The 21,873-nt window shown below is 70.4% G+C and carries 23 protein-coding genes; 10 read left to right on the top strand and 13 right to left on the bottom strand.

All coding sequences use genetic code 11. The annotated features are described in order from the left end of the window. Both QRX50_RS11030 and QRX50_RS11035 read right to left on the bottom strand, forming a co-directional pair. On the bottom strand, nt 1-1,215 hold the full coding sequence (locus QRX50_RS11030; protein ID WP_285971852.1) for a carboxylesterase/lipase family protein: 1,215 nt from the start codon (nt 1,213-1,215) through the stop codon (nt 1-3). Nucleotides 1,216-1,220: 5 nt separating this feature from the next. Continuing rightward, nucleotides 1,221-2,072, bottom strand: a complete 852-nt coding sequence (locus QRX50_RS11035; protein ID WP_285971853.1) for a VOC family protein — start codon at nt 2,070-2,072, stop codon at nt 1,221-1,223. Between the two features lie 102 nt (nt 2,073-2,174). Here QRX50_RS11035 and QRX50_RS11040 point away from each other — a divergent pair, with 102 nt between their 5' ends. Genes QRX50_RS11040 through QRX50_RS50245 form a run of 3 tightly spaced genes read left to right on the top strand, consistent with a single transcriptional unit; the run spans nt 2,175 to nt 3,581 of the window. Next, the gene (locus QRX50_RS11040; protein ID WP_285971854.1) at nt 2,175-3,146 is read left to right on the top strand and encodes an Lrp/AsnC family transcriptional regulator; all 972 of its coding nucleotides are present in this window, start codon (nt 2,175-2,177) and stop codon (nt 3,144-3,146) included. A 53-nt stretch (nt 3,147-3,199) separates the two neighbouring features. Beyond that, on the top strand, nt 3,200-3,400 hold the full coding sequence (locus QRX50_RS50240) for a YunG family protein (protein ID WP_434533255.1): 201 nt from the start codon (nt 3,200-3,202) through the stop codon (nt 3,398-3,400). A gap of 19 nt (nt 3,401-3,419) precedes the next feature. Continuing rightward, nucleotides 3,420-3,581: a YunG family protein gene (locus QRX50_RS50245; RefSeq protein WP_434533256.1), complete on the top strand. Its 162-nt coding sequence runs from the start codon at nt 3,420-3,422 to the stop codon at nt 3,579-3,581. A gap of 132 nt (nt 3,582-3,713) precedes the next feature. On the opposite strand, the gene QRX50_RS11045 is transcribed toward QRX50_RS50245, so the two are convergent. From QRX50_RS11045 to QRX50_RS11060, 4 genes are all read right to left on the bottom strand, one after another. Then, nucleotides 3,714-4,781, bottom strand: a complete 1,068-nt coding sequence (locus QRX50_RS11045) for a DNA polymerase III subunit beta (protein ID WP_285971855.1) — start codon at nt 4,779-4,781, stop codon at nt 3,714-3,716. A gap of 64 nt (nt 4,782-4,845) precedes the next feature. After that, nucleotides 4,846-6,108 carry an MFS transporter gene (locus QRX50_RS11050; RefSeq protein WP_285971856.1) on the bottom strand — a complete coding sequence of 421 codons (1,263 nt, stop codon included), beginning with the start codon at nt 6,106-6,108 and terminating at the stop codon, nt 4,846-4,848. Between the two features lie 616 nt (nt 6,109-6,724). Then, a complete protein-coding gene (locus tag QRX50_RS11055; RefSeq protein WP_204092840.1) occupies nt 6,725-7,399 on the bottom strand; it encodes a Crp/Fnr family transcriptional regulator in 675 nt (224 codons plus the stop codon). 159 nt (nt 7,400-7,558) lie between these two features. After that, entirely contained in the window at nt 7,559-7,810 is a 252-nt protein-coding gene (locus tag QRX50_RS11060; RefSeq protein WP_204092841.1) for a hypothetical protein, read from the bottom strand. 226 nt (nt 7,811-8,036) lie between these two features. Between QRX50_RS11060 and nth the strand changes: the two genes are divergently transcribed. Genes nth through QRX50_RS11080 form a run of 4 tightly spaced genes read left to right on the top strand, consistent with a single transcriptional unit; the run spans nt 8,037 to nt 11,206 of the window. Further along, a complete protein-coding gene (gene nth, locus QRX50_RS11065) occupies nt 8,037-8,720 on the top strand; it encodes an endonuclease III (RefSeq protein WP_285971857.1) in 684 nt (227 codons plus the stop codon). Next, nucleotides 8,717-9,316, top strand: coding sequence for a TlpA family protein disulfide reductase (locus QRX50_RS11070; RefSeq protein WP_285971858.1), 600 nt, complete (start codon nt 8,717-8,719; stop codon nt 9,314-9,316). The genes nth and QRX50_RS11070 overlap by 4 nt, the downstream gene beginning before the upstream one ends. Next, on the top strand, nt 9,313-10,017 hold the full coding sequence (locus tag QRX50_RS11075; RefSeq protein WP_285971859.1) for an NUDIX hydrolase: 705 nt from the start codon (nt 9,313-9,315) through the stop codon (nt 10,015-10,017). Before QRX50_RS11070 ends, QRX50_RS11075 begins: the two co-directional genes overlap by 4 nt. A gap of 4 nt (nt 10,018-10,021) precedes the next feature. Next, complete coding sequence (locus tag QRX50_RS11080; protein ID WP_285971860.1) at nt 10,022-11,206, top strand: MarP family serine protease; 1,185 nt, start codon at nt 10,022-10,024, stop codon at nt 11,204-11,206. Between the two features lie 525 nt (nt 11,207-11,731). Here QRX50_RS11080 and QRX50_RS11085 read toward each other — a convergent pair. The 3 genes from QRX50_RS11085 to nhaA all read right to left on the bottom strand — a co-directional run bounded on the left by QRX50_RS11085 (nt 11,732) and on the right by nhaA (nt 14,467). Then, nucleotides 11,732-12,652, bottom strand: a complete 921-nt coding sequence (locus QRX50_RS11085; protein ID WP_285971861.1) for an alpha/beta fold hydrolase — start codon at nt 12,650-12,652, stop codon at nt 11,732-11,734. Nucleotides 12,653-12,719: 67 nt separating this feature from the next. Next, nucleotides 12,720-13,220 carry a phage holin family protein gene (locus QRX50_RS11090; protein WP_285971862.1) on the bottom strand — a complete coding sequence of 167 codons (501 nt, stop codon included), beginning with the start codon at nt 13,218-13,220 and terminating at the stop codon, nt 12,720-12,722. 59 nt (nt 13,221-13,279) lie between these two features. Next, entirely contained in the window at nt 13,280-14,467 is a 1,188-nt protein-coding gene (gene nhaA / locus QRX50_RS11095) for a Na+/H+ antiporter NhaA (RefSeq protein WP_285971863.1), read from the bottom strand. 207 nt (nt 14,468-14,674) lie between these two features. On the opposite strand from nhaA, the gene QRX50_RS11100 reads away from it, so the two are divergent. Continuing rightward, a complete protein-coding gene (locus QRX50_RS11100; RefSeq protein ID WP_285971864.1) occupies nt 14,675-16,135 on the top strand; it encodes a peptide MFS transporter in 1,461 nt (486 codons plus the stop codon). A gap of 3 nt (nt 16,136-16,138) precedes the next feature. Here QRX50_RS11100 and QRX50_RS11105 read toward each other — a convergent pair whose 3' ends face one another. The 4 genes from QRX50_RS11105 to QRX50_RS11120 all read right to left on the bottom strand — a co-directional run bounded on the left by QRX50_RS11105 (nt 16,139) and on the right by QRX50_RS11120 (nt 20,460). Beyond that, nucleotides 16,139-16,864: a VIT1/CCC1 transporter family protein gene (locus QRX50_RS11105; RefSeq protein WP_285971865.1), complete on the bottom strand. Its 726-nt coding sequence runs from the start codon at nt 16,862-16,864 to the stop codon at nt 16,139-16,141. Nucleotides 16,865-17,150: 286 nt separating this feature from the next. Beyond that, nucleotides 17,151-17,654 (bottom strand): DUF6319 family protein, encoded by a 504-nt coding sequence (locus tag QRX50_RS11110; protein WP_285971866.1) that lies wholly within the window; start codon nt 17,652-17,654, stop codon nt 17,151-17,153. 150 nt (nt 17,655-17,804) lie between these two features. Continuing rightward, nucleotides 17,805-19,784: an acetate--CoA ligase gene (acs, locus tag QRX50_RS11115; RefSeq protein WP_285971867.1), complete on the bottom strand. Its 1,980-nt coding sequence runs from the start codon at nt 19,782-19,784 to the stop codon at nt 17,805-17,807. A 94-nt stretch (nt 19,785-19,878) separates the two neighbouring features. Continuing rightward, nucleotides 19,879-20,460 (bottom strand): GNAT family N-acetyltransferase, encoded by a 582-nt coding sequence (locus tag QRX50_RS11120; RefSeq protein ID WP_285971868.1) that lies wholly within the window; start codon nt 20,458-20,460, stop codon nt 19,879-19,881. 114 nt (nt 20,461-20,574) lie between these two features. Between QRX50_RS11120 and QRX50_RS11125 the strand changes: the two genes are divergently transcribed. Continuing rightward, the gene (locus QRX50_RS11125) at nt 20,575-21,081 is read left to right on the top strand and encodes a phosphoribosyltransferase (RefSeq protein WP_285971869.1); all 507 of its coding nucleotides are present in this window, start codon (nt 20,575-20,577) and stop codon (nt 21,079-21,081) included. Then, on the top strand, nt 21,078-21,800 hold the full coding sequence (locus QRX50_RS11130) for a Fic family protein (RefSeq protein WP_285971870.1): 723 nt from the start codon (nt 21,078-21,080) through the stop codon (nt 21,798-21,800). Before QRX50_RS11125 ends, QRX50_RS11130 begins: the two co-directional genes overlap by 4 nt. Nucleotides 21,801-21,873: the final 73 nt, after the last annotated feature.

The raw sequence follows: 21,873 nt of genomic DNA on the forward strand, positions 1-21,873 counted from the left end.
TCAGAACCCAGTGAGCAGCGGGGTGTCGATCGTCGGGCGTTCGCCGTGGAGGAACGCGGTCCAGATCCGGCGGAGATCGTCGACATCGGTCAGGTCGGCGGGGGCGCCTTCGAGCAGCGCCGCTCCCCGCGCGCGGTCCTGGGTGCCGAAAAGGAACCCGACATCGACGCAGTGGCTGGCGCCGTAACGGTTGCCCGGGGCAGCCCAGTCGAAGCGCATCAGCGTGGCGTCCGGGCCGAACTGCTTCGCCAGCCGTGGCAGGTCGCCGCTGAAGAACTTGGCCGTGTACTCGTCGACCTCCTCCTGCGGCGCGGTCACGTTGTAGATGCGGGTCTCGTCGCGGGTCCAGCTGATCAGTGCCGGTCCGGGACGCACGGCGGCGACGAGGTCGTCGGCGACGAGGTCGTGGTCGGCGACCAGCTGGAACGGCGGCGCGATCCGCCACGGCCCCCGGTGCCGCACGGCGAGCTCCGTCATCCCGCTGAGCAGCTGCTCCGCCGGCAGGGTGATGAGCGCGGGCGCGCGGCTCGGCTCGAGGCCCAGGACCTCGAGGTACTCGGCCGCCCACCCCGCGGCTTCTTCGGGCGTCTGCGGCGGCATTCCCACGGGCGTGCTCTGCAGCGCGACCTGGTGGACCAGGCCCTGCGCCCGCGGTGCCGACCAGAGCGCGAGCGCCGACTGCGCGCCCGCCGACTGGCCGCCCAGGGTGACGCGGCCGGGGTCACCGCCGAAGGCCGCGATGTTGTCGCGCACCCATTCCAGCGCCGCGAGCTGGTCGGCGATCCCGAGGTTCGGCCGGCTGACACCGTCGAGCGCGAGGAACCCGAACACGCTGAGGCGGTAGTTCACCGTGACCACCACGACGTCGGCCTCCTGCGAGAGCCGGGTGCCGTCGTACCAGTCCTGGCCGCCTGAGCCGGTCACGAAGGCACCGCCGTGGATCCACACGAGCACCGGGCGCGAACCGGTGACGGACGGCGTGAAGACGTTGAGCGACAAGCAGTCCTCCGACTGCGCCAGCGTCATCGGCCCGACCACCGCCTCGAGCCGGGACAACGGCTGGATCGCCGCCGGGCCCGGTTCCAGCGCGTCGCGCACGCCCGTCCACGCGGGTGCTTTTGCCGGCGGCTGGAAACGTTCCTGGTGGGCGTAAGGGATGCCGCGGAACGCGCCGTTCGCGCCGCGGACCTTGCCGTGGGTGGTCTCGACGATCATTGTGTTCACCTTTCCACGAAAGCGATTGCCGCACCGCCGGCGTGAGCGGCGGGGACGAAGAAGCCGCCGCCGCGCAGGTCGACGGTGGGAAGGCCGGCGTCGGCGGCCAGTTTCCTTGCGGGAGTGAGGGTTTCGACGGCGACGGTCTGCGCCGCGAAGTACGGCAGGCGGGGTGCTTGTTCGCCCGGGAGGACGTCGTCGAGCCGGGTCACGGGGACGAGGTCGAGGCGGCCGGTGCCCATGGCGAAGGAGTTGTTGGCGGGCTTCTGGCCGAGGATTTGTTCGTAGCGCCGGGTGTAGGCGGACAGGTCGGCGTCGGCGACGACGAGCTGGACGCTGTCGAGACCTTTCGCCGTGTTGGCGTGGCTGAGGAACTGCGGCTGGAACACGTACTCCGGCGTGAGGTGCTCGGCCGTGTGCAGGATGCCTTCCGGCGTGCGGTCGCGGAGCAGGTGGACGCTGCGGAACCGCGCGGTGCGGGGTCCTTCGGGGGTGTCGACGTCGCGTTGCAGGGAAAGCACGCCGGACTTCGACAGGCCGGCTTCACGTAGCCGGCGTTCGGCCGCCTCCGTGTCGGGGACGCCGAAGGACACGCCGTGCAGGCCGTCGCCGCGTGCGACGATCGGCAGCACGTGCCACGGGTCGCCCGCCTTCGCGTCGACGATGCCGATCAGCTCGACGAACGAGTCGCCGAAGTAGGCGCAGCGGTTGGCCGTGCAGCCGAGCGTCGGCTCGCTGCCGCTGGTGCCCGCGGCGAAGTGGCGCGACGGCGGGCTGAGGGTGAAGCCGAGCTGCTCGTAGAGCTGCCAGACGCGCTCGTAGCGCTGGGCCAGGAAGACGGTGTGGTCAAGGTTCATTCGCGGCTCCTTTCCGGTGAGTTCGACTCTCGTCTTCGCTGGCGATTCGGGGTGCTCATCCGCCTGCATTGCTCGAAATCCGACGCTGGCTAGGCTGATCCGGTGGATTCACCTCAGCTCGACGACCTCGACCGCCGGCTGACGCACGCCTTCCAGCTCGACGGGCGGGTGCCGTTCAGCCGCTTGGCCGAGGTGCTGGGCGTGTCGGACCAGACCGTGGCGCGGCGCTACCACCGGCTGCGTTCGACGGGGGTGCTGCGGGTCGTGGGCGTGCCGGAGGCGACCAAACTCGGGCGCGTGGTGTGGCTGCTGCGCGTGCGCTGCATGCCCGACGCGGCGAGCGCCATCGCCACGGCCCTGGCGCGGCGCGACGACACGTCGTGGGTCAACCTGACGTCCGCCGGCACGGAGATCACGTGCTACACCTCGGCGCCGCGCCAGGAGGCCGACGAGGGGCTGCTGCTGGGCCAGCTGCCGCGTACGCCGCGCGTGGTGTCCGTGACGGCGCACCGGTTGCTGCGCCGCTTCGCTGGTGGCCCCGCGGGCTGGCCGGGGCGGGCGAGCGCGTTGGACGCCGCTCAGGTCGCCGCGCTGACCACCGCCTGGGAGGGCAGCGCGGTGTCACCGCGCCTGGAACCCGGCGACGACGCCCTCTTCACCGCCTTGGCCCACGACGGCCGCGCCTCGCTGGCCACGCTCGCCGCCGTGTCGGGTCGCTCCGAAACGACCGTCCGGCGCCGCCTCGAGCACTTGCGCTCCTCGGGCGCCCTCTACTTCGACGTCGAGGTCGACGCAGCCCTGCTTGGCGCGTCCCTGTCGGCCTTGCTGTGGCTCAGCGTCAGCCCGTCCCGCCTCGACGCCGTCGCCCGCGAGGTGGCGACCTACCCGGAAGTCGCGCTCGTCGCGGCCACCACCGGCCCGACCAACCTGACCCTCAGCATCGGCTGCCGCGACGACGACGCCCTCTACGACTTCCTCGCCACCCGCCTCGGCGCCCTCCCCGGCGTCCACCAGGTCGAGACGGCGCCGATGATCCGGACGATCAAACGCTCGGGCAGCTGGGTCGCGCCCTGAGCTCGCCCGCCGATCGGACCACTTTTGCCAGGGGAGGGCCGAAACTGTGTCCGGTGAAGCCCCGGACACTGACAGGCATCGAGCGCGCCATCCGCCGGTCCTGGAGCGAGGACACCTGCGCACCGGAGGATCGGATCGGCTGGCAGCCGGGAAACCCGGCCCGCGGACAGTGCGGCGTGACCGCGTTGTGGTCAACGACCTGCTGGGTGGTGACCTCGTGCGCGGTGAGGCCACGTCGACGGGCGGCGCGCTGACTTCCACTGGTGGAACCGCTTGGCCGGTGGCATCGACATCGATCTGACGCGAGACCAGTTCGCCGCGGATGAGGTTGTGAGCTCGGGAGTGGTCGTTCCGCGGCAGCCGAAGCTCAAGCGCCTCGCCGCGGAGTACGAACTGCTGCGCAGCAGGGTCTACACCGTCCTCAGGGACGGCTGACAGGAGTTTCGTGAGCCCGGCCTCACGGCCGTGAGGCCGGGCTCCTCAGCCGTGGCCGGCGGCCATTGACGGCCCGTTCGCAGCCGTCGACGAGGTCGCGGAAAGCCTGCGGCGGCCGCGTCCCCCTCCGTTTCACCGGGGCAGCATCGGCATCAGGTAGTACGTGAGGCTCACCTCCCGGGCCTCCGCCGCCGTCAGGACGCATGCGCGCAGGCCCGGCTGGATCGACAGCCGCACGGTGGAGTCCGCGAAGGGCGCCAGTGCGTCGAGCAGGTAGCGCGCCTGGAACGACGGTGCGGTGCGGCCGCCGCAAACGTTTGCCTTCAGGGTTTCCTCGGCTTCGCCCGTGTCGGCGCGGGTGCTGGCGAGGCGGACGTGCGCGTCGCCCACTTCGAGGGTCAGGACGCGGCGGTCCTCGGCGTAGACGCCGACGCGGCGGATGGCCGCGGCGAGGGCGTCGGCGGGCAACTCGACCTCCGTGTCGACGTCGCCGCTCGGAATCGCGTCGGCCGACAGGAACCCCGCGTCGAGCACGGCGGTGGTGACGGTGCCGCCGGCCCAGGCCAAGCCGAAGTGGCCGGTGTCGGCGTGGAGGGTCAGGGTGCCGGTGGCGTGGCGCGTGGCCTCGGTCAGCAGGCGTGCGGGCACGAGCACGTCGAGCGGCCCCCACGCCGCTCGCAACGGCACGCGCGCCACGGCCATGCGATAGCGGTCCGAGGCGGTGAGCACGAGCGTGTCACCGCAGCTCTGCACGCGCACGCCCGTGAAGACCGGCAGCGGATCGTCCTTGGCGGCCGTGCCCGCGACCGTGCGGACCGCGGCCGCCAGCAGCTCCCCGTCCACTTCGGACAACCGCGGTGGCTGCGCGGGCTCCACGCGCGTACCCCGGTCCAGCAGCGGCAAGGCGAAGCGCGCCCCTTCCACGCGCACCGCCAGCCGGCTGCCTTCGACGACCAGGCGCACCTGGTCGTCGTCCAGCATCTTCAGCGTCTCGGCCAGCGGCGCCGCCGGCACGAGCACCTCCCCGTCGGTGTGGGACGTCGCCGGACACACCAAACGCACGGACAGGTCGCGGTCGCTGCCGGCGACCTCGAGCCCGTCCGCGTCGGCGCGCAGCCGCAGCGCGGCCTGCCTCGGCAACAGGCGAGCGGCGGCGTTCACGGCCGTGGACAGCGGCCGTGCCGGTGACGTCAGATCCATGCCCGCGAAGCTAGCGCGGGCCACCGACAAAATCCGGCCACGATCTCGCTGAACTGCGGAAACGTCAGTGGCCGGCGCCCACGAGCTCACCCGATTCGGTCGGCTCCGCGGCCGGTGCGCGCACGGTGTCGCGCATCAACCACACCACGATCGCCAGCGCCACCCCGGCCACGCCGGCGGCCAGGAACGACGCGCTCGGGCCCGAGTGCTCGACCAGGTAACCGCTCACCGACTGGCCGGCGGCCAGCCCCAGCGTCACCGCCGTGAGGACCCAGCCGAAGGCCTCCGCAGCCGTACCGCGCGGCGCGACCGTCTCGATCGCCGTCGAGTGCGTGGTCGACTGCGGCGTGATCAGCGCGCCCGCCAGCAGCATCAGCAGGGCCAGTGCCCACAGCGACGACGGCAGCGCCAGCAGTGCCACCAGCGCGCCGAACCCGCCCAGCAACGCGGGCAGGCGCAGGCCCAGCCGGCGCGGCCACGGGTGCAGGCTGTACGCCACGCCGAACGCCACCGACGTCAGCGACCACGCCGAAAGCAGCAGCCCGCTCAGCGCCGCGTGCCCGGACTCCGTCGCGGCGGCCGGCACGGCCACCTCGACGAACCCGATCACCACACCGAAGCCCAGCGCGGCCACGGCCAGCGTCCGCATGCCGGGGCTCGCCAGCGCACCCAGCAGCCGCGTCTTCGCGCGCGGAGCCGGGCCCCAGGCGCGCACGGCGGGGCTCAGTGCGAACACCATCGCGCCGGTGACCATCGCCGCGGCACCCGCGACCATGCCCGTGCCGGCCCACGGCGCCGTGATCAGCAGACCCGCGATGCCCGGGCCGAGGATGAAGAACACCTCCATGCTGATCGCTTCGTACGAGAAGGCCGCGTTGCGTGCAGGGCCTCCGGGAAGCAGTTTCGTCCACAACGCACGCGAGGCCGACCCGATCATCGGCTCCGACAAACCCGTGGCGGCGGCCAGCGCGACCAGGAGGACCGTCGGCGCGTGCGCCTCGATCGCCAGGGCCAGCGCGACCATCGACAGCGCGAACAGTCCCACCGTGGCCAGCAGCGGCCGGGTGGGCCCGTAGCGGTCGATGAGGCGCCCCTGCACCACCGCGCCCACGGACACCCCGGCGAGCGAGCTGGCGGAAACCAGTCCGGCGGCGGCGAACGAGCCGGTCTCGCGCTGCACGTAGAGCAGCGCCGAGATGCCGATCATCGCGATCGGCAAGCGGGCGAGCACCGACGCGACGACCGGGCGGCGAGAACCAGGGGCCCTCAGCGCGGCACGGTAGTCGGCGAGTGTGGTGCGGCCTTCGGAGCGAGCAGAGTGGGACACGCGTACCAGTATGCCTGCGAGTGGTACGGAAGTACCAGTTGTTTTGCGGTCGGGTGCGTCACCTCGCATCGAACGCTTCGGTTACGCCGCAGAGGTCTCGATCCCGTAACGCTCTATGGATTCTCAGTGAACTCGTGCAACGAAACGGCCGAAGCGGCGTCCTTGAGAGTGAATGGCCTTGAATTCGTGGGTAGTGGCCATGATGGTTGAGAAACAGCACATCCCAGCTCCCTCCGGCATACGGGTCGGGGCCTGAACCGGAGGGCGGGGAGCGCGGGTCGTCGGGGGATGGTCCGCGCGAGGCAAGGAGCCGGTGCGCCACGTCGGGGGTGGCGCCCGGCTCCCTGTCTTTGGCCTCGGCTTCGCCGAGGCGTGCGGGATCGCTGTGTTGTCTGCCTCAGCTTCGCCGAGGCGTGCGATCCCGCCGGTGGGTGATCTCCAAAGCCGCACTCAGTTTCCCTGTTGTGGAGGAAAAACGCCCTGCGACACGACGGCGGCACCGGGATGCCGCTCGTGTGGGGGACGCCCACAAAGCCTGGATCCCAGCTCCAGCCCAGAAATGACGAAGGCCACCCGACACCGGTGTGGTGAGGGGTGGCCTTCGGAAAGCCGGGAGCTACCGCGCGCGGCGGGCGAGGCGCTCCGGGTCCAGGATCAGGACGCTCTTGCCTTCCAGCCGCAGCCAGCCGCGGTGGGCGAAGTCGGCGAGGGCCTTGTTGACGGTCTCGCGGGAGGCGCCGACGTACTGGGCGATCTCCTCCTGCGTGAGGTCGTGGGTCACGCGCAGGAGGCCGGCCTCCTGGCTGCCGAAGCGCTGCGCGAGCTGCAGGAGCGCGCGGGCCACGCGGCCGGGCACGTCGGTGAAGATCAGCTCGGCGACCATGTTGTTCGTCCGGCGCAGCCTGCGGGCCACGACGCGCAGCAGCTGCTCCGCGATCTCCGGGCGCGTCGAGATCCACTGGCGCAGGGCCGGGCGGTCCATGGTGACGGCGCGGACCTCGGTGACCGTGGTCGCACTCGACGTGCGCGGGCCCGGGTCGAAGATGGACAGCTCGCCGAACATGTCCGACGGGCCGAAGATGCCCAGCAGGTTCTCGCGGCCGTCGGGCGACTTGCGGCCGATCTTCACCTTGCCGGACTGGATGATGTACAGCTTGTCGCCCGGCTCACCCTCGCTGAAGATGACATGGCCGCGGGGGAACTCCACGGATTCCAAGGTCTGGGCCAGAGCCTCAGCGGCTGCCGGCTCAACACCCTGGAAAATGCCCGCACGGGCCAGGGTTTCGTCCACCTCGGGTGCCTCCTCGTCGAGAAACGATCACTTCCTTCGAAGGTCGAAGGCCGTGTCGCCGATCACTTTCGCGTCAGTCTAGGGCGTGTCGGCGAGATCGCCCGTCGGCTCGCCGCGCGGGGCGCGGCAGCCGGAGACGATCTCGCACGAACAGGGAGCCTAACTCCGCACGCGCCGCGCGCGTAGCCTGGCTGCCCGTCCGCCCAGCCTGCGGAGCCGGAACAGCTCCAGAGCACGGCCGATTCCGTGGCCGTAAAGGGCCCTGACCTCGTTGGGTTGTGCCTGCTCGAGGAACTCCTCGACCTCGTTCTCCTGCACCGCGACGTGCTTGAGGCGGCTTTCCACCCGCTCCATGAAGAGAGCGAAGAACATGATCACCAGTGGGACCAGAATCACGAACCACGCGGTCATGACGCACATCCACTACGGAAAGTAAGCATCGACTCCAGATCCTCGCTCCTCGCGGCACACGGTGCGCCGAGGTGGTGCTCTGGCGTGTCGGACGTCCACCGGCGGGTGCTCCCGCCCGGCTCGTCCGACGCGCCCGTAGGCTATCGGGGTGCCACCTGCCGTCACGAACGCCCCCCGCGAGGGCGCCGGTGAAAGCCGGCTCGCCTTGGTGAGACGCGCCCGGCGTATGAAGCGTTGCCTCGACGAGGTGTATCCCGACGCGAAAGCCGAGCTGGACTTCACGAATCCGCTGGAACTGCTGGTCGCGGTGGTGCTTTCCGCACAGACCACCGACGTGCGCGTGAACCTGGTCACGCCCGCACTGTTCAAGCGCTATCCCACGGCGGCCGCCTACGCGGGCGCGGATCGCACCGAACTCGAGGAGTTCCTGAGGCCCACCGGTTTTTTCAGGGCCAAGGCCAACTCGGTGATGGGCCTGGGCGCGGCGCTCGTGGAGCGCTTCGACGGCGAGGTGCCCAAGAAGCTCGACGACCTCGTCACACTGCCCGGGGTCGGGCGCAAAACGGCCAACGTCGTGCTCGGCAACGCGTTCGACGTGCCGGGGATCACTGTGGACACCCACTTCGGCCGCCTCGTGCGCCGCTGGGGCTGGACCGCCGAGGAAGACCCGGTGAAGGTCGAGCACGCAGTGGGGGAGCTGATCCCGCGCAAGGAGTGGACGATGCTGTCCCACCTCGTGATCTTCCACGGCCGCCGCGTGTGCCACTCGCGTAAGCCGGCGTGCGGCGCGTGCCCGCTGAAGAAGGACTGCCCGTCCTACGGACTGGGACCCACCGAGTTCGAGGTCGCCGCGAAGCTCGTCAAGGGCGAGGAGCGTGAGCACATCCTCGAGCTGGCGGCCCGCGGGTGACCACGGTCACCAAGTGGGCACTCGGCGTCGCGGTCCTGGTGGTCGCGGTGCTGGTCGCCGTGCTCACGACGCGCGGCGGCTCGAAGGACGCGCCCGCGGCGACGGGTGACCTCGCCGGCGTGCGCGCGAAGGCCGCGCTGCAGGCGTGCCCGCCGCCGTCGCCCGGACCCGCCGTGGGGCAGCTGTCCGGCATCCAGGCCGACTGCCTCGGCGACGGCTCGCGCGTCGACGTCGGCAAGGTGCTGGCCGGCGGCCCGACGCTGGTGAACGTGTGGGCCTCGTGGTGCGTGCCGTGCCGCACCGAGCTGCCCGTGCTGCAGAGCTACGCCGTGGAGCCCGGCGCCGTGCGTGTGCTGGGCGTCCAGACGGCCAGCCCGGCCGCCGACGGACTCGGCCTACTGCAGCAGCTCGGCGTGCATCTGCCGGCGATCTATGACGGCGCTGGGGACACCGGCCCGATCCGCACCGCGCTCAAGGTGCCGTCGCTGCCCGCGTCCTACCTCGTCACCCCCGACGGTCAGGTGCGCTTCATCTCCAGCCCCCGCACGTTCGAAAGCACCGACCAGGTGCGCGCAGCCGTGAAGGACTTCTCATGACCGGTCCCCTCGTCGACCCCGATGCCGTGCCCGAATGGCTGCGGCCGCTGGTCAAGGTGTCCGGGGAGGTCGACAGCCGCGCGTTCAGCCGCTTCACCGTCGACGACTCGCTCACGCGCTCGGCCGCCGTGCTGATCCTCTTCGGCGAGCGCGCCGACGGTCCCGACGTGCTGCTGCAGCGCCGCGCCGACACGCTCGGCTCACACGCGGGCCAGGTCGCGTTCCCGGGCGGCGGCGCGGAGGACGGCGACGGCGGGCCCGTCGGCACGGCCCTGCGTGAAGCCGAGGAAGAGACGGGTGTCGACCCGACCGGGATCCTGCCCGTCGCGATCCTGCCGGAGCTGCCTGTGCCGGTGTCGCGCTTCGCGGTGACGCCCGTGCTCGCGTATTGGCACACACCCTCGCCCGTGCACGCCGTGGATCCCGGTGAGACGGCCGCCGTCGCGCGCGTCGCGCTCGCGGACCTCGCCGATCCGGCCAACCGGTTCCGGGTGCGGATGCGCGGGCGCTCGTGGACGGGTCCGGCGTTCGACGTCGCCGGTCTGTTCGTCTGGGGTTTCACCGCCGGGCTGCTGTCGGCGCTGCTTTCACTCGGCGGCTGGGAGCGCGAGTGGGACACCGGCGACGTGCGCGACCTTGACGTAGCGTTGGCCGAACACCGGGCCCGCAACGCGGCGCGGGGAGAGGCGAACGAGGAGTGACGGCGTGAACTGGGTCGATGTCCTCGTGCTGGTGCTGGCGGTGCTGGCGGCCGTTTCGGGGGCGTTCCAGGGCGTGATCGTCGCGCTGCCCGCGCTTGTCGGGGTCGCCATCGGGGCGGTGCTCGGTGTGAAGCTGGCGCCGTTCGTGATCGAGCTGTTCGACAACCCCGTCGCGAAGGTGGCCTTCGCGCTAGCCGTGGTCGTGTTCCTCGTGGTGCTCGGTGAGACGCTCGGAGTGTGGATCGGGCGCAAGCTGCGCCAGAAGATCAATCCCGACAAGTTGTCCGGAGTGGACAAGACGCTCGGCGCGATCGTCCAGGCCGCAGCGGTTTTCGTGGTGGCGTGGCTGGTGGCGAACCCGCTCACCACCGTGTCGGCCATTCCGGGGCTGGCGAAGTCGATCAACTCGTCGGTGGTGCTGGGCGAGGTCAACGACCTGATGCCGGCCGAGGCCCAGGGCCTGCCGAGCGACCTGCGCAAGCTGCTCGACGCGTCGGGCTTCCCGTCGGCGCTCTCGCCGTTCGAGAAGGCGCCGGCCGCCGACGCCGCGCCGCCGGACACGTCGATGAACATCACCGCGGTCGCGCGCCGGGTGCGCCCGAGCGTGGTGAAGATCCGCGGCAACGCGCCCTCGTGCTCGAAATCGCTGGAGGGCAGCGGTTTCGTGATCGCGCCGCAGCGCGTGATGACCAACGCGCACGTGGTCGCGGGCACCAGCGAGGTCGGCATCGAGTCCACCCGCGGCGACTACCGGGCGCGCGTTGTGTACTTCAACCCCGAGGTCGACATCGCCGTGCTGGCCGTGCCGGGCCTGTCCGCGCCCGCCCTGCCGTTCGCGCCGGAAACCGCGCGCGCCGGCGACAACGCCATCGTGCTCGGCTACCCGCTCGACGGCCCGTACACCTCCACCGCCGCCCGCGTGCGCGGCCGCATCAACCTGCGCGGCCCGGACATCTACGACGCCAACACCGTGCAACGCGACGTGTTCACCATCCGCGCCGGCATCCGCAGCGGCAACTCCGGTGGCCCCATGATCACCCCCGACGGCGACGTGATCGGAGTCGTCTTCGGCGCGGCCGTGGAAGACCCGGACACCGGCTTCACCCTGACCGCGGAACAGGTGCGCGCGGAGGTCGGGGCGGCGCCGTCGCAGACGACAAACGTGAGCACGGGCGCCTGCGCGAGCTGAGTCGGGCTTCTCCGGTTGCCGAACAAGCCGGGCGCAGTAGACGCCACATCCGACGTGGGAATGGGCATCTTCGACGAACTGGCTTCCGAGCCGGTGGAGCTGCCGCAGCCGGTGTTCGACCGCTCGCGCGCGATGGCGCCCCGGTCGTCGGTGCTGGCGGCGAGCCTGCCCTGGGAACGCGTGCTCCACGAGTCCGAGGGGCTTGTGGTGGCCCTGCGCTCGGCGCAGGTCTGGCGCGAGCACCTGCCTCTCGAGATCACTGCTTTCACCGCGGGTGCGCAGGAGGAGTTCCGGTTCTTTGCGGACAGATATTCAGACCACGATGACCGAGGTGCGCGGGGCTCGGTGCCTTGTTACACGACGGCCGCGTCGCCGCCACGGTGCGGCCGCCGCGGTATCCGCGACAGCACGATCGCGGGTTGTCGGCGCCCGCTCGAAACACCAGCGAACGCCGAGCCTCCCACGACCTCGAAGGGCTCAGGTCCGCGCATTGCCGCGTGGTTGACCTGTTCCCCGCGAGCTGAGTCAGCTCACGAAGTCCACAACGGACTTCGTCACCCGGTCCGGCTCCTCCAGGTGCGGGAAGTGCCCCACGCCGGGCCAGATGCGGGGCTCACCGTGTGGTCCGGCCCAGTGCACGGACGCGCGCGCGGTTTCCGGGACGATGCACGTGTCCACGGCGCCGTGCAGTTGCAGTACGGGGGCGGCGACGCGTTTGCCCACGGCGTCGGTGAAGCGGCGGCCCTCGCCGCGGAACTGGGCGCGGAAGGCCCAGCGGTAGTACTCCAGCGCGGAGTGCGCGACGCCCGGGATCAGCATCGCCTGGCGGAACCGGTCGACGGTGGCGGTGAAGTCCGAAGAGGACTGCCAGGCCGGGCCGGACCAGCTGCGGAACAACGACTCCACGTTGGCGGCGTCGTCGCGCACCAGCCACTTCTCCGGCGCCATCGGGACCTGGAAGCGGAACAGGTGCCCGACCGCGCGGCCCTGGCGCCGGGGCGAGCGCAGCACGGCGGACTTCAGCGCCAGCGGGTGCGCGGCGCCGACGGCCGTCACGGACGACACGAGCCGGGGGTGCAGGGAGGCGACCGTCCACGCGAGCAGGCCGCCCCAGGCGTGGCCGACGAGGTGCGCGCGGCGGGCGCCGAGGGCCTTGATCAGGCCGCCGACGTCACCCGCCAGCGTCCACGCGTCGTAGCCGCGCGGGGGTTTGTCGGAGTCGCCGTAGCCGCGCAGGTCCACGGCGACGGCGCGGAACCCGGCGTCGGCGAGGCCGCGCAGCTGGTGGTGCCACGTCCACCAGAACTCGCCGAAGCCGTGCAGGAGCAGCACCAGTGGTCCGTCGCCGAGTTCGGCGACGTGCAGGCGGATGCCGTTGGCGGAGACGTCGCGGTGCGTCCACGGGCCGTCGATCCGGACGATCGACGGGTCGGGCGTGAGCTGCACTGCGGGCTCCGCTTCAGCCGGTACTGTGCCGATCGTTTTGGCAACTCAGCCTGGGTGCGGTGCCGCGTCAGGGACGCGTCGCGGGCAGGTTGTCTTCTTCGGCGGCGCGCCTCGGCTTCAGGGCCGCGGCCGTCTCCTTGAAGCTGTCGATCGTGCGCTCCGGCGCCTTCAGCTTCTTCACCTTGCGCCAGCCGAGGAACGCCGTGGCGGCGGTGGTGAGCAGCATCAGGCCGAACACGGTGAGGAACGCCGGCCAGCGGACGCCCCACCAGTCCGACAGGATCTCCGCGATGAAGAGGAACAGGAAGTACGAGCTGTAGAGCCCCACCGCGAGGGCGATGAGGAAGTAGACGCCCCCCTTGAGCCCCTTCTTCATCTCGCCGACGAGCTCCGACTTCGCCAGCTCGACCTCGGCCCTGACCAGCGTCGACAGGTGCTGGGTGGCGTCGCCGACGAGTTTGCCGATGGACTGTTCCGCCGCCGCGGCCTCCTCGTCACTCGACAGGGGCAGGTAGGGCACGGCCCCCACGCCGTCGGGGCCGGTGCGTTCGTGTTTGGGGCTGGTCACCGGGTCATCGTGCCACGTACCCGTTCCCCAGGCGCGGCGGACCGGCGGGAGTGTCGGGATCAGTCTGCTCTCGCGTGCGCCCGGTTACGCCGCAGCAGCAGCGCGGCCGACGCCAGCGAGGCGATGGCCGACGCGATCAGCACCGCCGCCTTCGTCAGCTCGCTCTCCGCGCTCTCGAGCGCGAGGTCGGAGATCAGCAGGCTCACCGTGAAGCCGACTCCGCCGAGCAGCGCCAGAGCCGCCAGATCACGCCACCCCGTGCCGGTGGGTTTTTCCGCCACGCCGAGCTTCACCGCCAGCACGCTCGCGCCGAGGATGCCGACGAACTTGCCCACGACCAGTCCGATCAGGACGGCCAGCGGCAGCGCCGTGGTGAACACCTGGCCCAATGCGTGCCCGCTCACCGAGATCCCCGCGGCGAACAGCGCGAACACCGGCACCGCGACCGCCGCAGACCAGGGCTGCAACCGGTGCTCCAGCCGCAGCGCCGGCGCCTCGGCCTCACCTTCGTCAGGCTTCACGCGCGTGAGCAGCCCGAGCGCGACGCCGGCGATCGTCGCGTGGATGCCCGTCGCGTGCACTGCGACCCACGTGACCAGCGCGAGCGGCACGTACAGCCAAGGCGTGCGCACGCGTTTGTGCTGCAGGAACCAGTACAGCGCCAGCGCCACCACGGCGACGGCGGCGGCCACGAGGTCGAAGCCCGTGGTGAAGACGATCGCGATCACCAGGATCGCGCCGAGGTCGTCGACCACCGCCAGCGACAGCAGGAAGATGCGGGCGCTGCTCGGCAGGTTCGACGCCGTCAGCGCGAGCACACCGAGAGCGAACGCGATGTCCGTGGCCACCGGGATCGCCCACGCGCGGTCGATCCCCGGCGTGCCCCAGCCGACGGCCAGCGCGATCAGCGCGGGCACGACCATGCCGCCGACGGCCGCGATCACCGGCAGCACCGCCTGCCTGAACCTCGAGAGCTCACCCACCACGAGCTCACGCTTGAGCTCCAGCCCGGCGACGAAGAAGAACAACGCGAGCAGGCCATCCTTCGCCCAGTCGCCCACCGACAGGTTCAGGTGCAGGAACTCGGGGCCGAGGTGGAAGTCTCGCACGGCCCGGTAGACGTCACCGGCCGGCGAGTTCGCCCAGATCAGCGCCACGGCCGTGGCGGCCAGCAGGATGATCCCGCCGGTGGTCTCCGTACGCAGGTAACGGGCGAATTCGGCGGCGGCTTGACGAGCGGCGAGCACGGGCTGACCTCCGGGTACGGCGACGAACGCAAACTCTTGCCGACCAGACTTCCCGGCGCACCTTGATATGACCTTAACAAACGCGAAGAGCCCGTGAGGGCTGTGGATGACGCTTCCCACAGCAGGTCAAGTGTCCCGTTCACCCGTTTGCCTTCTAGCATGCGAATCGGAAACGACAACGTTGTCTAGGACAAGGACGAGACAGTTGTGAGTACCTCTACCGAGGCGGCGCAGCACGACACGAGGTTCTTCGGGCACCCACGAGGGCTGGCGAACCTCTTCGGCGTGGAGATGTGGGAGCGCTTCTCCTACTACGGGATGCTCGGCATCCTCGCCATCTACCTGTACTACAAGGCCGACCAGGGCGGTCTCGGCATCGACCAGGGCGACGCGCTCGGCGTCGTCGGCGCGTACGGCGGCACGGTCTACCTCGCCACCGTGATCGGCGCGTGGGTGGCCGACCGCCTGCTCGGCTCCGAGCGCACGCTGTTCTACAGCGCCGTGCTGGTGATGATCGGCCACATCGCGCTGGCACTGCTGCCGGGCCTGACCGGCATCGGCGTGGGCCTCGCGTGCGTCGCGATCGGGTCGGGCGGGCTGAAGGCCAACGCCACCGCCGTGGTCGGCACCCTCTACGCCGAGGGTGACGAACGCCGTGACGCCGGCTTCACGATCTTCTACATGGGTATCAACCTGGGTGGGTTCATCGGCCCGCTGCTCACCGGGCTCGCGCAGTCTGAGGTCGGCTTCCACCTCGGCTTCGGGCTCGCCGCGATCGGCATGGCGCTCGGCCTGATCCAGTACACGATCGGCCGCAAGAACTTGGGCGAGAAGGCGTCGGAGATCCCGAACCCGCTGCTGCCTTCGCAGCGCTGGATGGCGATCGGCGTCGCCGTGGTGATCGTGGTCGCGGTGGTCGCGCTGATCATGTCCGGGGTGGTCGGACCGTCGAACCTGGCCGACGTGGTCGTGTACGTGGTCGTCGCGATCTCGGTGGTGTACTTCGTGGTCATCCTGACCAGCAAGAAGATCACGTCCGACGAGCGCAGCCGCGTGTTCTCGTTCATTCCGATGTACATCGCCAGCGCCGCGTTCTTCTCGCTTTACCAGCAGCAGTCCACGGTCGTCTCGGTCTACAGCGACCAGCGCCTCGACCGGAGCCTGTTCGGCTGGGACATGCCGGTGTCGTGGGTCAACTCGATCAACCCGGTGTTCATCATCATCTTCGCGCCGATCGTCGCCGCGATCTGGACGAAGCTCGGGCCGAAGCAGCCTTCGACGCCGATGAAGTTCGTGCTCGGCACGGTGCTCATGGGCCTGGCGTTCCTGCTGTTCCTGCCGATGACCGGCACCGGCGTGAACGGCAGCCCGCTGATCGCGCTCGCCGGGATCCTGCTGGTGTTCACCATCGCCGAGCTGATGTTGTCGCCGGTCGGGCTGTCGCTGTCGACGAAGCTCGCGCCGAAGGCGTTCCGCACGCAGATGGTGGCGTTGAACTTCCTGTCGGTCTCGCTGGGCACTGCGATGTCGGGCAAGCTCGCCGAGTCCTACGACGTGCACGACGAGACGCCGTACTTCAGCATCATCGGCGGCGTGGCCATCGCGATCGGCCTGATCCTGCTGGCGCTGATCCCGTTCATCCGGCGGCTGATGAAGGGCGTGCACTAGCTCCTAGGCGAAGGTGGTGCCGAACAGCACTCCCACGAAATAGGTGACGAGCATGGTGAGGGCGCCGACGCCCACGTTGCGCGCGATCGCGCGCCCCACCTGCGCGTTGCCCAGGCGCGCGCTCACGAACCCGGTGAGCGTGAGGCCCACGACCACGGCCAGCGCGCACGCCCACACGCGCACCGACACGGCCGTCCATGCAATGGACAACAGCGGCAGCAGCGCGCCGACGGAGAACGCGATCAGCGAAGCCCAGGCCGCCTGCCACGGGTTGGTGAGGTTGTCCGGGTCGATGCCCAGCTCGGCCTCCGCGTGGGCGTGGAACGCGTCCTTGCGGGTCAGCTCGCGCGCGACCTCCGCGGCGAGTTCCTTCGACAGGCCCTTGCCCTCGTAGATCTCGGCCAGCTCGCGTTCCTCGGCCTCGGGCATTTCTTTCAGCTCTTGCTTCTCGAGCTGCAGCAACGCGCGTTCGGTGTCGCGCTGCGTGCTCACGCTCACGTATTCCCCGCCGGCCATCGAAAACGCGCCGGCCACCAGTCCGGCAATTCCGGCGGTGAGGATCGCGGTGCTGTTCGTGGTCGCGCCCGCGACGCCCACCACGATGCCCGCGACGGACACGATCCCGTCGTTGGCCCCGAGAACCCCGGCGCGCAGCCAGTTCAGCTTGCCACCCACGTCCTCGTGGGGCTCGTGGGAGTGGGAATCAGTCGCGTCCACCGTTTCGGTCACGGGAATAGTGAAACACGGAATTCGGGTGCGCGCTGCTGTCTTGTTGGCAACATTAAGGAAGGGTTTCCTTATTTAATTGTGCCTAGCCTTTGAACGTCAGAAGATCGGCGCCGGTGGCTGCTCGACGGTGCAGGCCGGCTCGACCGCGTCGCAGTGGCAGCCATTGTGGACAGTTGCAGGCTCGAGTTGAACGCGCCGCTGCCGGAAACCCGCCGCGGACATGAAAAAGCCCGGCACCACGAGGATACCGGGCCGTTTCAGGGAAACCTCAGACGTCGAGCTCCACTCAGGCGTCAAGCTCCGCAAGAGCCGCCTTGGCGGCTTCCAGCTCGGCCTCGAGCTGCGCGACCTTCGCGGCCTGCGCCTCGCGGGCCTGGTTGATGACCTCGTCGATCGGGCCCGACAGGTCCGCGTGCAGCTCCTTCGCCGCGCGCGAGACGGCGGCGGCCGGGATCTCGAGGCCCTTCGCGACCCACTTGCTGCCGTTCTTGAGCTCGGCCTGCCACTCGCCGTCGGCCGTGCCGGTGACGGTGAGGATGAGCTCCACGGTGCGGGTCTTCTTCGCGGTGGACGCGGCCGCGGCCTTCGGGCGGCCGCGCTTCGGCTTCGGCGCCTCTTCGGCGGCCGGAGCGGCCGCGTCTGAACCGGAAGACGACGCAGGTGAGGCGGTGGTCTCGGTGGGCTCGGTGACCTCCGGGGCGTCGGCGGCCTGGGCCGAGGCAGGGGCTGCCTCAGTCGTCGCCGCTTCGGCCGCGGTGTCCTCGTCGTGCGTCAAGGCTTCCACGGTCATTCGTGTCGTCTCCTTGCCCGGATCTGGGGTGGGTACAGCGGCACATCTTAGAACATGCGTTCGATGTCCGCCATTCGGGGTAGTCATGAAGGAAGGGGCCCTCCCGGCGGGAGAGCCCCTTCCTCGCGGACAGAATCTACCCCGCGGTGCCTACTCTTCCTTGCCCGACTGCAGACCGGAGGAGATCAGGTCCATCACCGACGAGTCGGCGAGCGTTGTGACGTCACCGATCGCCCGGTTCTCCGCGACGTCGCGCAGCAGGCGCCGCATGATCTTGCCCGAGCGCGTCTTCGGCAGCTCCGGCACGACCATGATCTGGCGCGGCTTCGCGATCGGGCCGATCTCCTTCGCGACGTGGTTGCGCAGCTCCTGCACGGCCTCGTCACCACCGTCGACAGCGTTGCCGCGCAGGATCACGAACGCCACGATGCCCTGCCCGGTCGTCGGGTCGGTCGCGCCGACCACGGCCGCCTCGGCCACCGTCGGGTGGGAGACCAGCGCCGACTCGACCTCGGTGGTCGAGATGCGGTGGCCCGACACGTTCATCACGTCGTCGACGCGGCCGAGCAGCCAGATGTCACCGTCGGCGTCGTACTTGGCGCCGTCACCGGCGAAGTAGAAGCCCTGGTCGGCGAAGCGCGACCAGTACGTCTCGCGGTAGCGCTCCTCGTCGCCCCACACGCCGCGCAGCATGCCCGGCCACGGCTTGTCCAGCACGAGGTAGCCGCCGCCACCGTGGGGAACCTCGTTGCCCTGGTCGTCCACGACCTTCGCCGAGATGCCCGGCAGCGCGCGCTGCGCCGAGCCCGGCTTGGTGGAGGTGACGCCCGGCAGCGGCGAGATCATGATCCCGCCGGTCTCGGTCTGCCACCACGTGTCGACGATCGGCGCCTTGTTCGCGCCGACGGTCTCGCGGTACCACATCCAGGCTTCGGGGTTGATCGGCTCGCCGACGCTGCCGAGCACGCGCAGCGACGTGAGGTCGTACTTCGCCGGGATGTCCGCGCCCCACTTCATGAACGTGCGGATCAGCGTCGGCGCGGTGTAGTAGATGGAGACCTTGTACTTCTGCACGATCTCCCAGTGCCGGCCCTCGTGCGGGGTGTTCGGCGTGCCTTCGTAGACCACCTGCGTGACGCGGTTGGCCAGCGGCCCGTAGACGATGTAGCTGTGGCCGGTGATCCAGCCGATGTCGGCCGTGCACCAGTACACGTCCTCGCCCGGCTTGTGGTCGAACACGTTGTGGTGCGTGTACGCGGCCTGCGTGAGGTAGCCGCCGGAGGTGTGCAGGATGCCCTTCGGCTTCCCGGTGGTGCCGGAGGTGTAGAGGATGAACAGCGGGTGCTCGCTGTCGAAGGCCTCGGGCGTGTGCTCGGCCGACTGGCCGTCGACGAGCTCGTGCCACCACAGGTCGCGCCCGTCGGTCCACGGCACCTCGCCCGCGAGGTCGCTGCCGGTGCGGCGGACCACGATGACCTTCTCCACGGTCTCGGCGCCCTCGAGCGCCTCGTCCACGTTGGCCTTCATCGCGGCGGCCTTGCCGCGGCGGTACTGGCCGTCGGAGGTGATCACGATCTTCGCCGCCGCGTCGTCCACGCGGGCGCGCAGCGCGTGCGGCGAGAAGCCGCCGAAGACGACGTTGTGCAGCGCGCCGAGGCGGGCGCACGCGAGCATCGCGAAGATCGCCTCGGGCACCATCTGCAGCTGGATCGCCACGACGTCGCCGGCGGTCACGCCGAGCGAGGTCAGCGCGTTGGCGGCCTTGGAGACCTCGTCCTTCAGCTGCGCGTAGGTGATGTCACGGGTGTCGCCGGGCTCGCCGACCCAGTGGATGGCGACCTGGTCGCCGTGGCCGGACTCGACGTGCCGGTCGACGCAGTTGTAGGCGACGTTGAGCTTGCCGCCGACGAACCACTTCGCGAAGGGCGCATTGGTCCAGTCCAGTACTTGGGTCCACTTCGTGTCCCAGCTCAGGCGCTCGGCCTGCTCGGCCCAGAACTGCTCCCGGTCCGCATCCGCCTTCTCGTACGTGTCGGCCTTGGCGTTGGCCTGAGCGGCGAACTCGTCGCTCGGTGGGAAGGTGCGGCTCTCGGTGAGCAGGTTGTCCAGCGCTGGGGACTGCTCGGTCATGGTGCAAGGCCTCCTGTAGTGCGAACCCGCGGCTCACGGCACGCTAGCGACGTTAGTCCGCTCGCGACAAGGATGCAGCCGTGTGGGCGCGCCCTCAGTCGAGGCGGGCCAGCAGCCGGGCGCGTGCGCCGGGCCATTCAGCTTCCGTCATCGAGTACACCACTGTGTCGCGCGAACTGCCGTCCGGGCGGATCCGGTGGGCCCGCAGCACGCCCTCGCGCAGTGCGCCGAGCCGCTCGATGGCGCGTTGCGAACGCAGGTTGCGGCTGTCGGTCTCCCACGCCACGCGCTGGGCGCCGAGCACCTCGAAAGCGTTGCGCAGCAACAGGAACTTGGCTTCGGTGTTGAGCGCGGTGCGCTGCCAGCGGGGGTTGATCCAGGTGTGCCCGATCGAGAGGATCCGGTGCTTCGCCACGACCTGGTAGTACGACGTGGTGCCGGCGACGAGGCCGGTGCTGACGTCGATCTGCGCGAACGCGCGGCGGTCGGGATCGGCCGTGGCCGCCTCGACGAAGCGCTCGGCGTCGGCCGGTTCCTCGAACTGCCGCAAGCTCAACCAGGCCCAGATCGCGGGGTCCTGCCCCGCCTCGAACAGGCCTTTGGCGTGGTCAGGGCCGAGAGGCTCGAGGCGCACGTGGGTGCCGGACAGGGTCGGGTGGTCGTTCCAGTCGCTCACGAAACCCAAGCTACGGCGTCAAGTGGTCGTCCTCGATAGCCAATTCTCGATCATTTACCCAGGCCACTTGCCGGTTGCTTATGCTCGCGGGAACGATAGAGGAGAGGCAAAAGCATGGCTGAAGACGGCGCGGCGCGGGAAGAGCTCACCTGGGAGTTGTTCGGCGCCGCCAGCAGGGAGCTCGCCGAGCAGATCGCCGCCGACGGTTTCGAGCCCGACCTCATCCTCTCCATCGCCCGCGGCGGGCTCTTCGTCGCCGGCGCCCTCGGCTACGCGCTGGACGTGAAGAACCTGCACGTGATGAACGTGGAGTTCTACACCGGCGTCGACCAGCGCCTCGACCTGCCGGTGATGCTGCCGCCGGTGCCCAACGTCGTGGACCTGAGCAACAAGAAGGTGCTCGTCGCCGATGACGTGGCCGACACCGGCGCCACCCTCAAGCTCGTGCGCGACTTCTGCGCCGACCACGTGGCCGACGTGCGCTGCGCCGTGATCTACGAGAAGCCGCATTCCATCGTCACCAGCGAGTACGTGTGGCGCCGCACCGACCGCTGGATCAACTTCCCGTGGTCGGTCCTGCCGCCGGTCGTCAAGCGCGCCGGGCAGGTGCTCGACGCATGAGGGACCCGCTCAAGCCGCTGCTGGAGCTCGACGGCGTCGCCGCCGCGGCCAAGGCGGCGCAGGACGCGGTGTTCGCCGTGCACCGCCTGCCCGCCAACCTGCGAGGCGGCGCGGAGACGGCCGCCGAGGCGTCGGTGCGCGCGGCCCGGGCGTCGGCCGGCATCGACGGCGCGAACCCCGAACTGCCCGCCGACGGCGCGGTCGCCGACCCGCTGCTCGCCGGCGCCCTGCGCGTGGCCGAGTCGCTGGAACCGCTGCTGCCCACCTGGCGGCGCGCGCCGTTGCAGGCGCTGGCGAAACTGCACGTCCTGGCCGCGGCCGACGTCGTCGACGATCCCGACGCACTCGGCCGGCCCCTCGCCGGCGGCGAGCGCCTGGAGCTGCTGGCCCAGCTCGTCACGGGGGCGACGTCGGTGCCCGGGCCGGTCCTCACGGCCGTCGTGCACGGGGAGCTGCTGGCGCTGCGGCCGTTCGGCTCGGCCGACGGCGTGGTCGCCCGCGCGGCGGCGCGCCTGTCGATGATCGCGACGGGCCTGGACCCCAAGGCGCTGACCGTGCCGGAGGTGGCGTTCTTCCGGCGCGTGCCGAAGTACGTCGAGCTGGCTGCCGGCTTCGCGGCCGGGACTGCGGACGGGGTGCGGGAGTGGCTGCTGTTCTGCTGTGAGGCGTTCGAAGTGGGTGCGCGGGAGGCGCGGAGTATTTCGTCTGCCGCCGGTTAGGGGTGTGGTCAGGCCACACTGGATCTTGCCGGGCTGTGGTGGCCTGACACATGGTCGGCGAGGTGGGTGAGTC

It is taken from the genome of Amycolatopsis sp. 2-15, assembly GCF_030285625.1.
GTDB lineage: Bacteria > Actinomycetota > Actinomycetes > Mycobacteriales > Pseudonocardiaceae > Amycolatopsis > Amycolatopsis carbonis.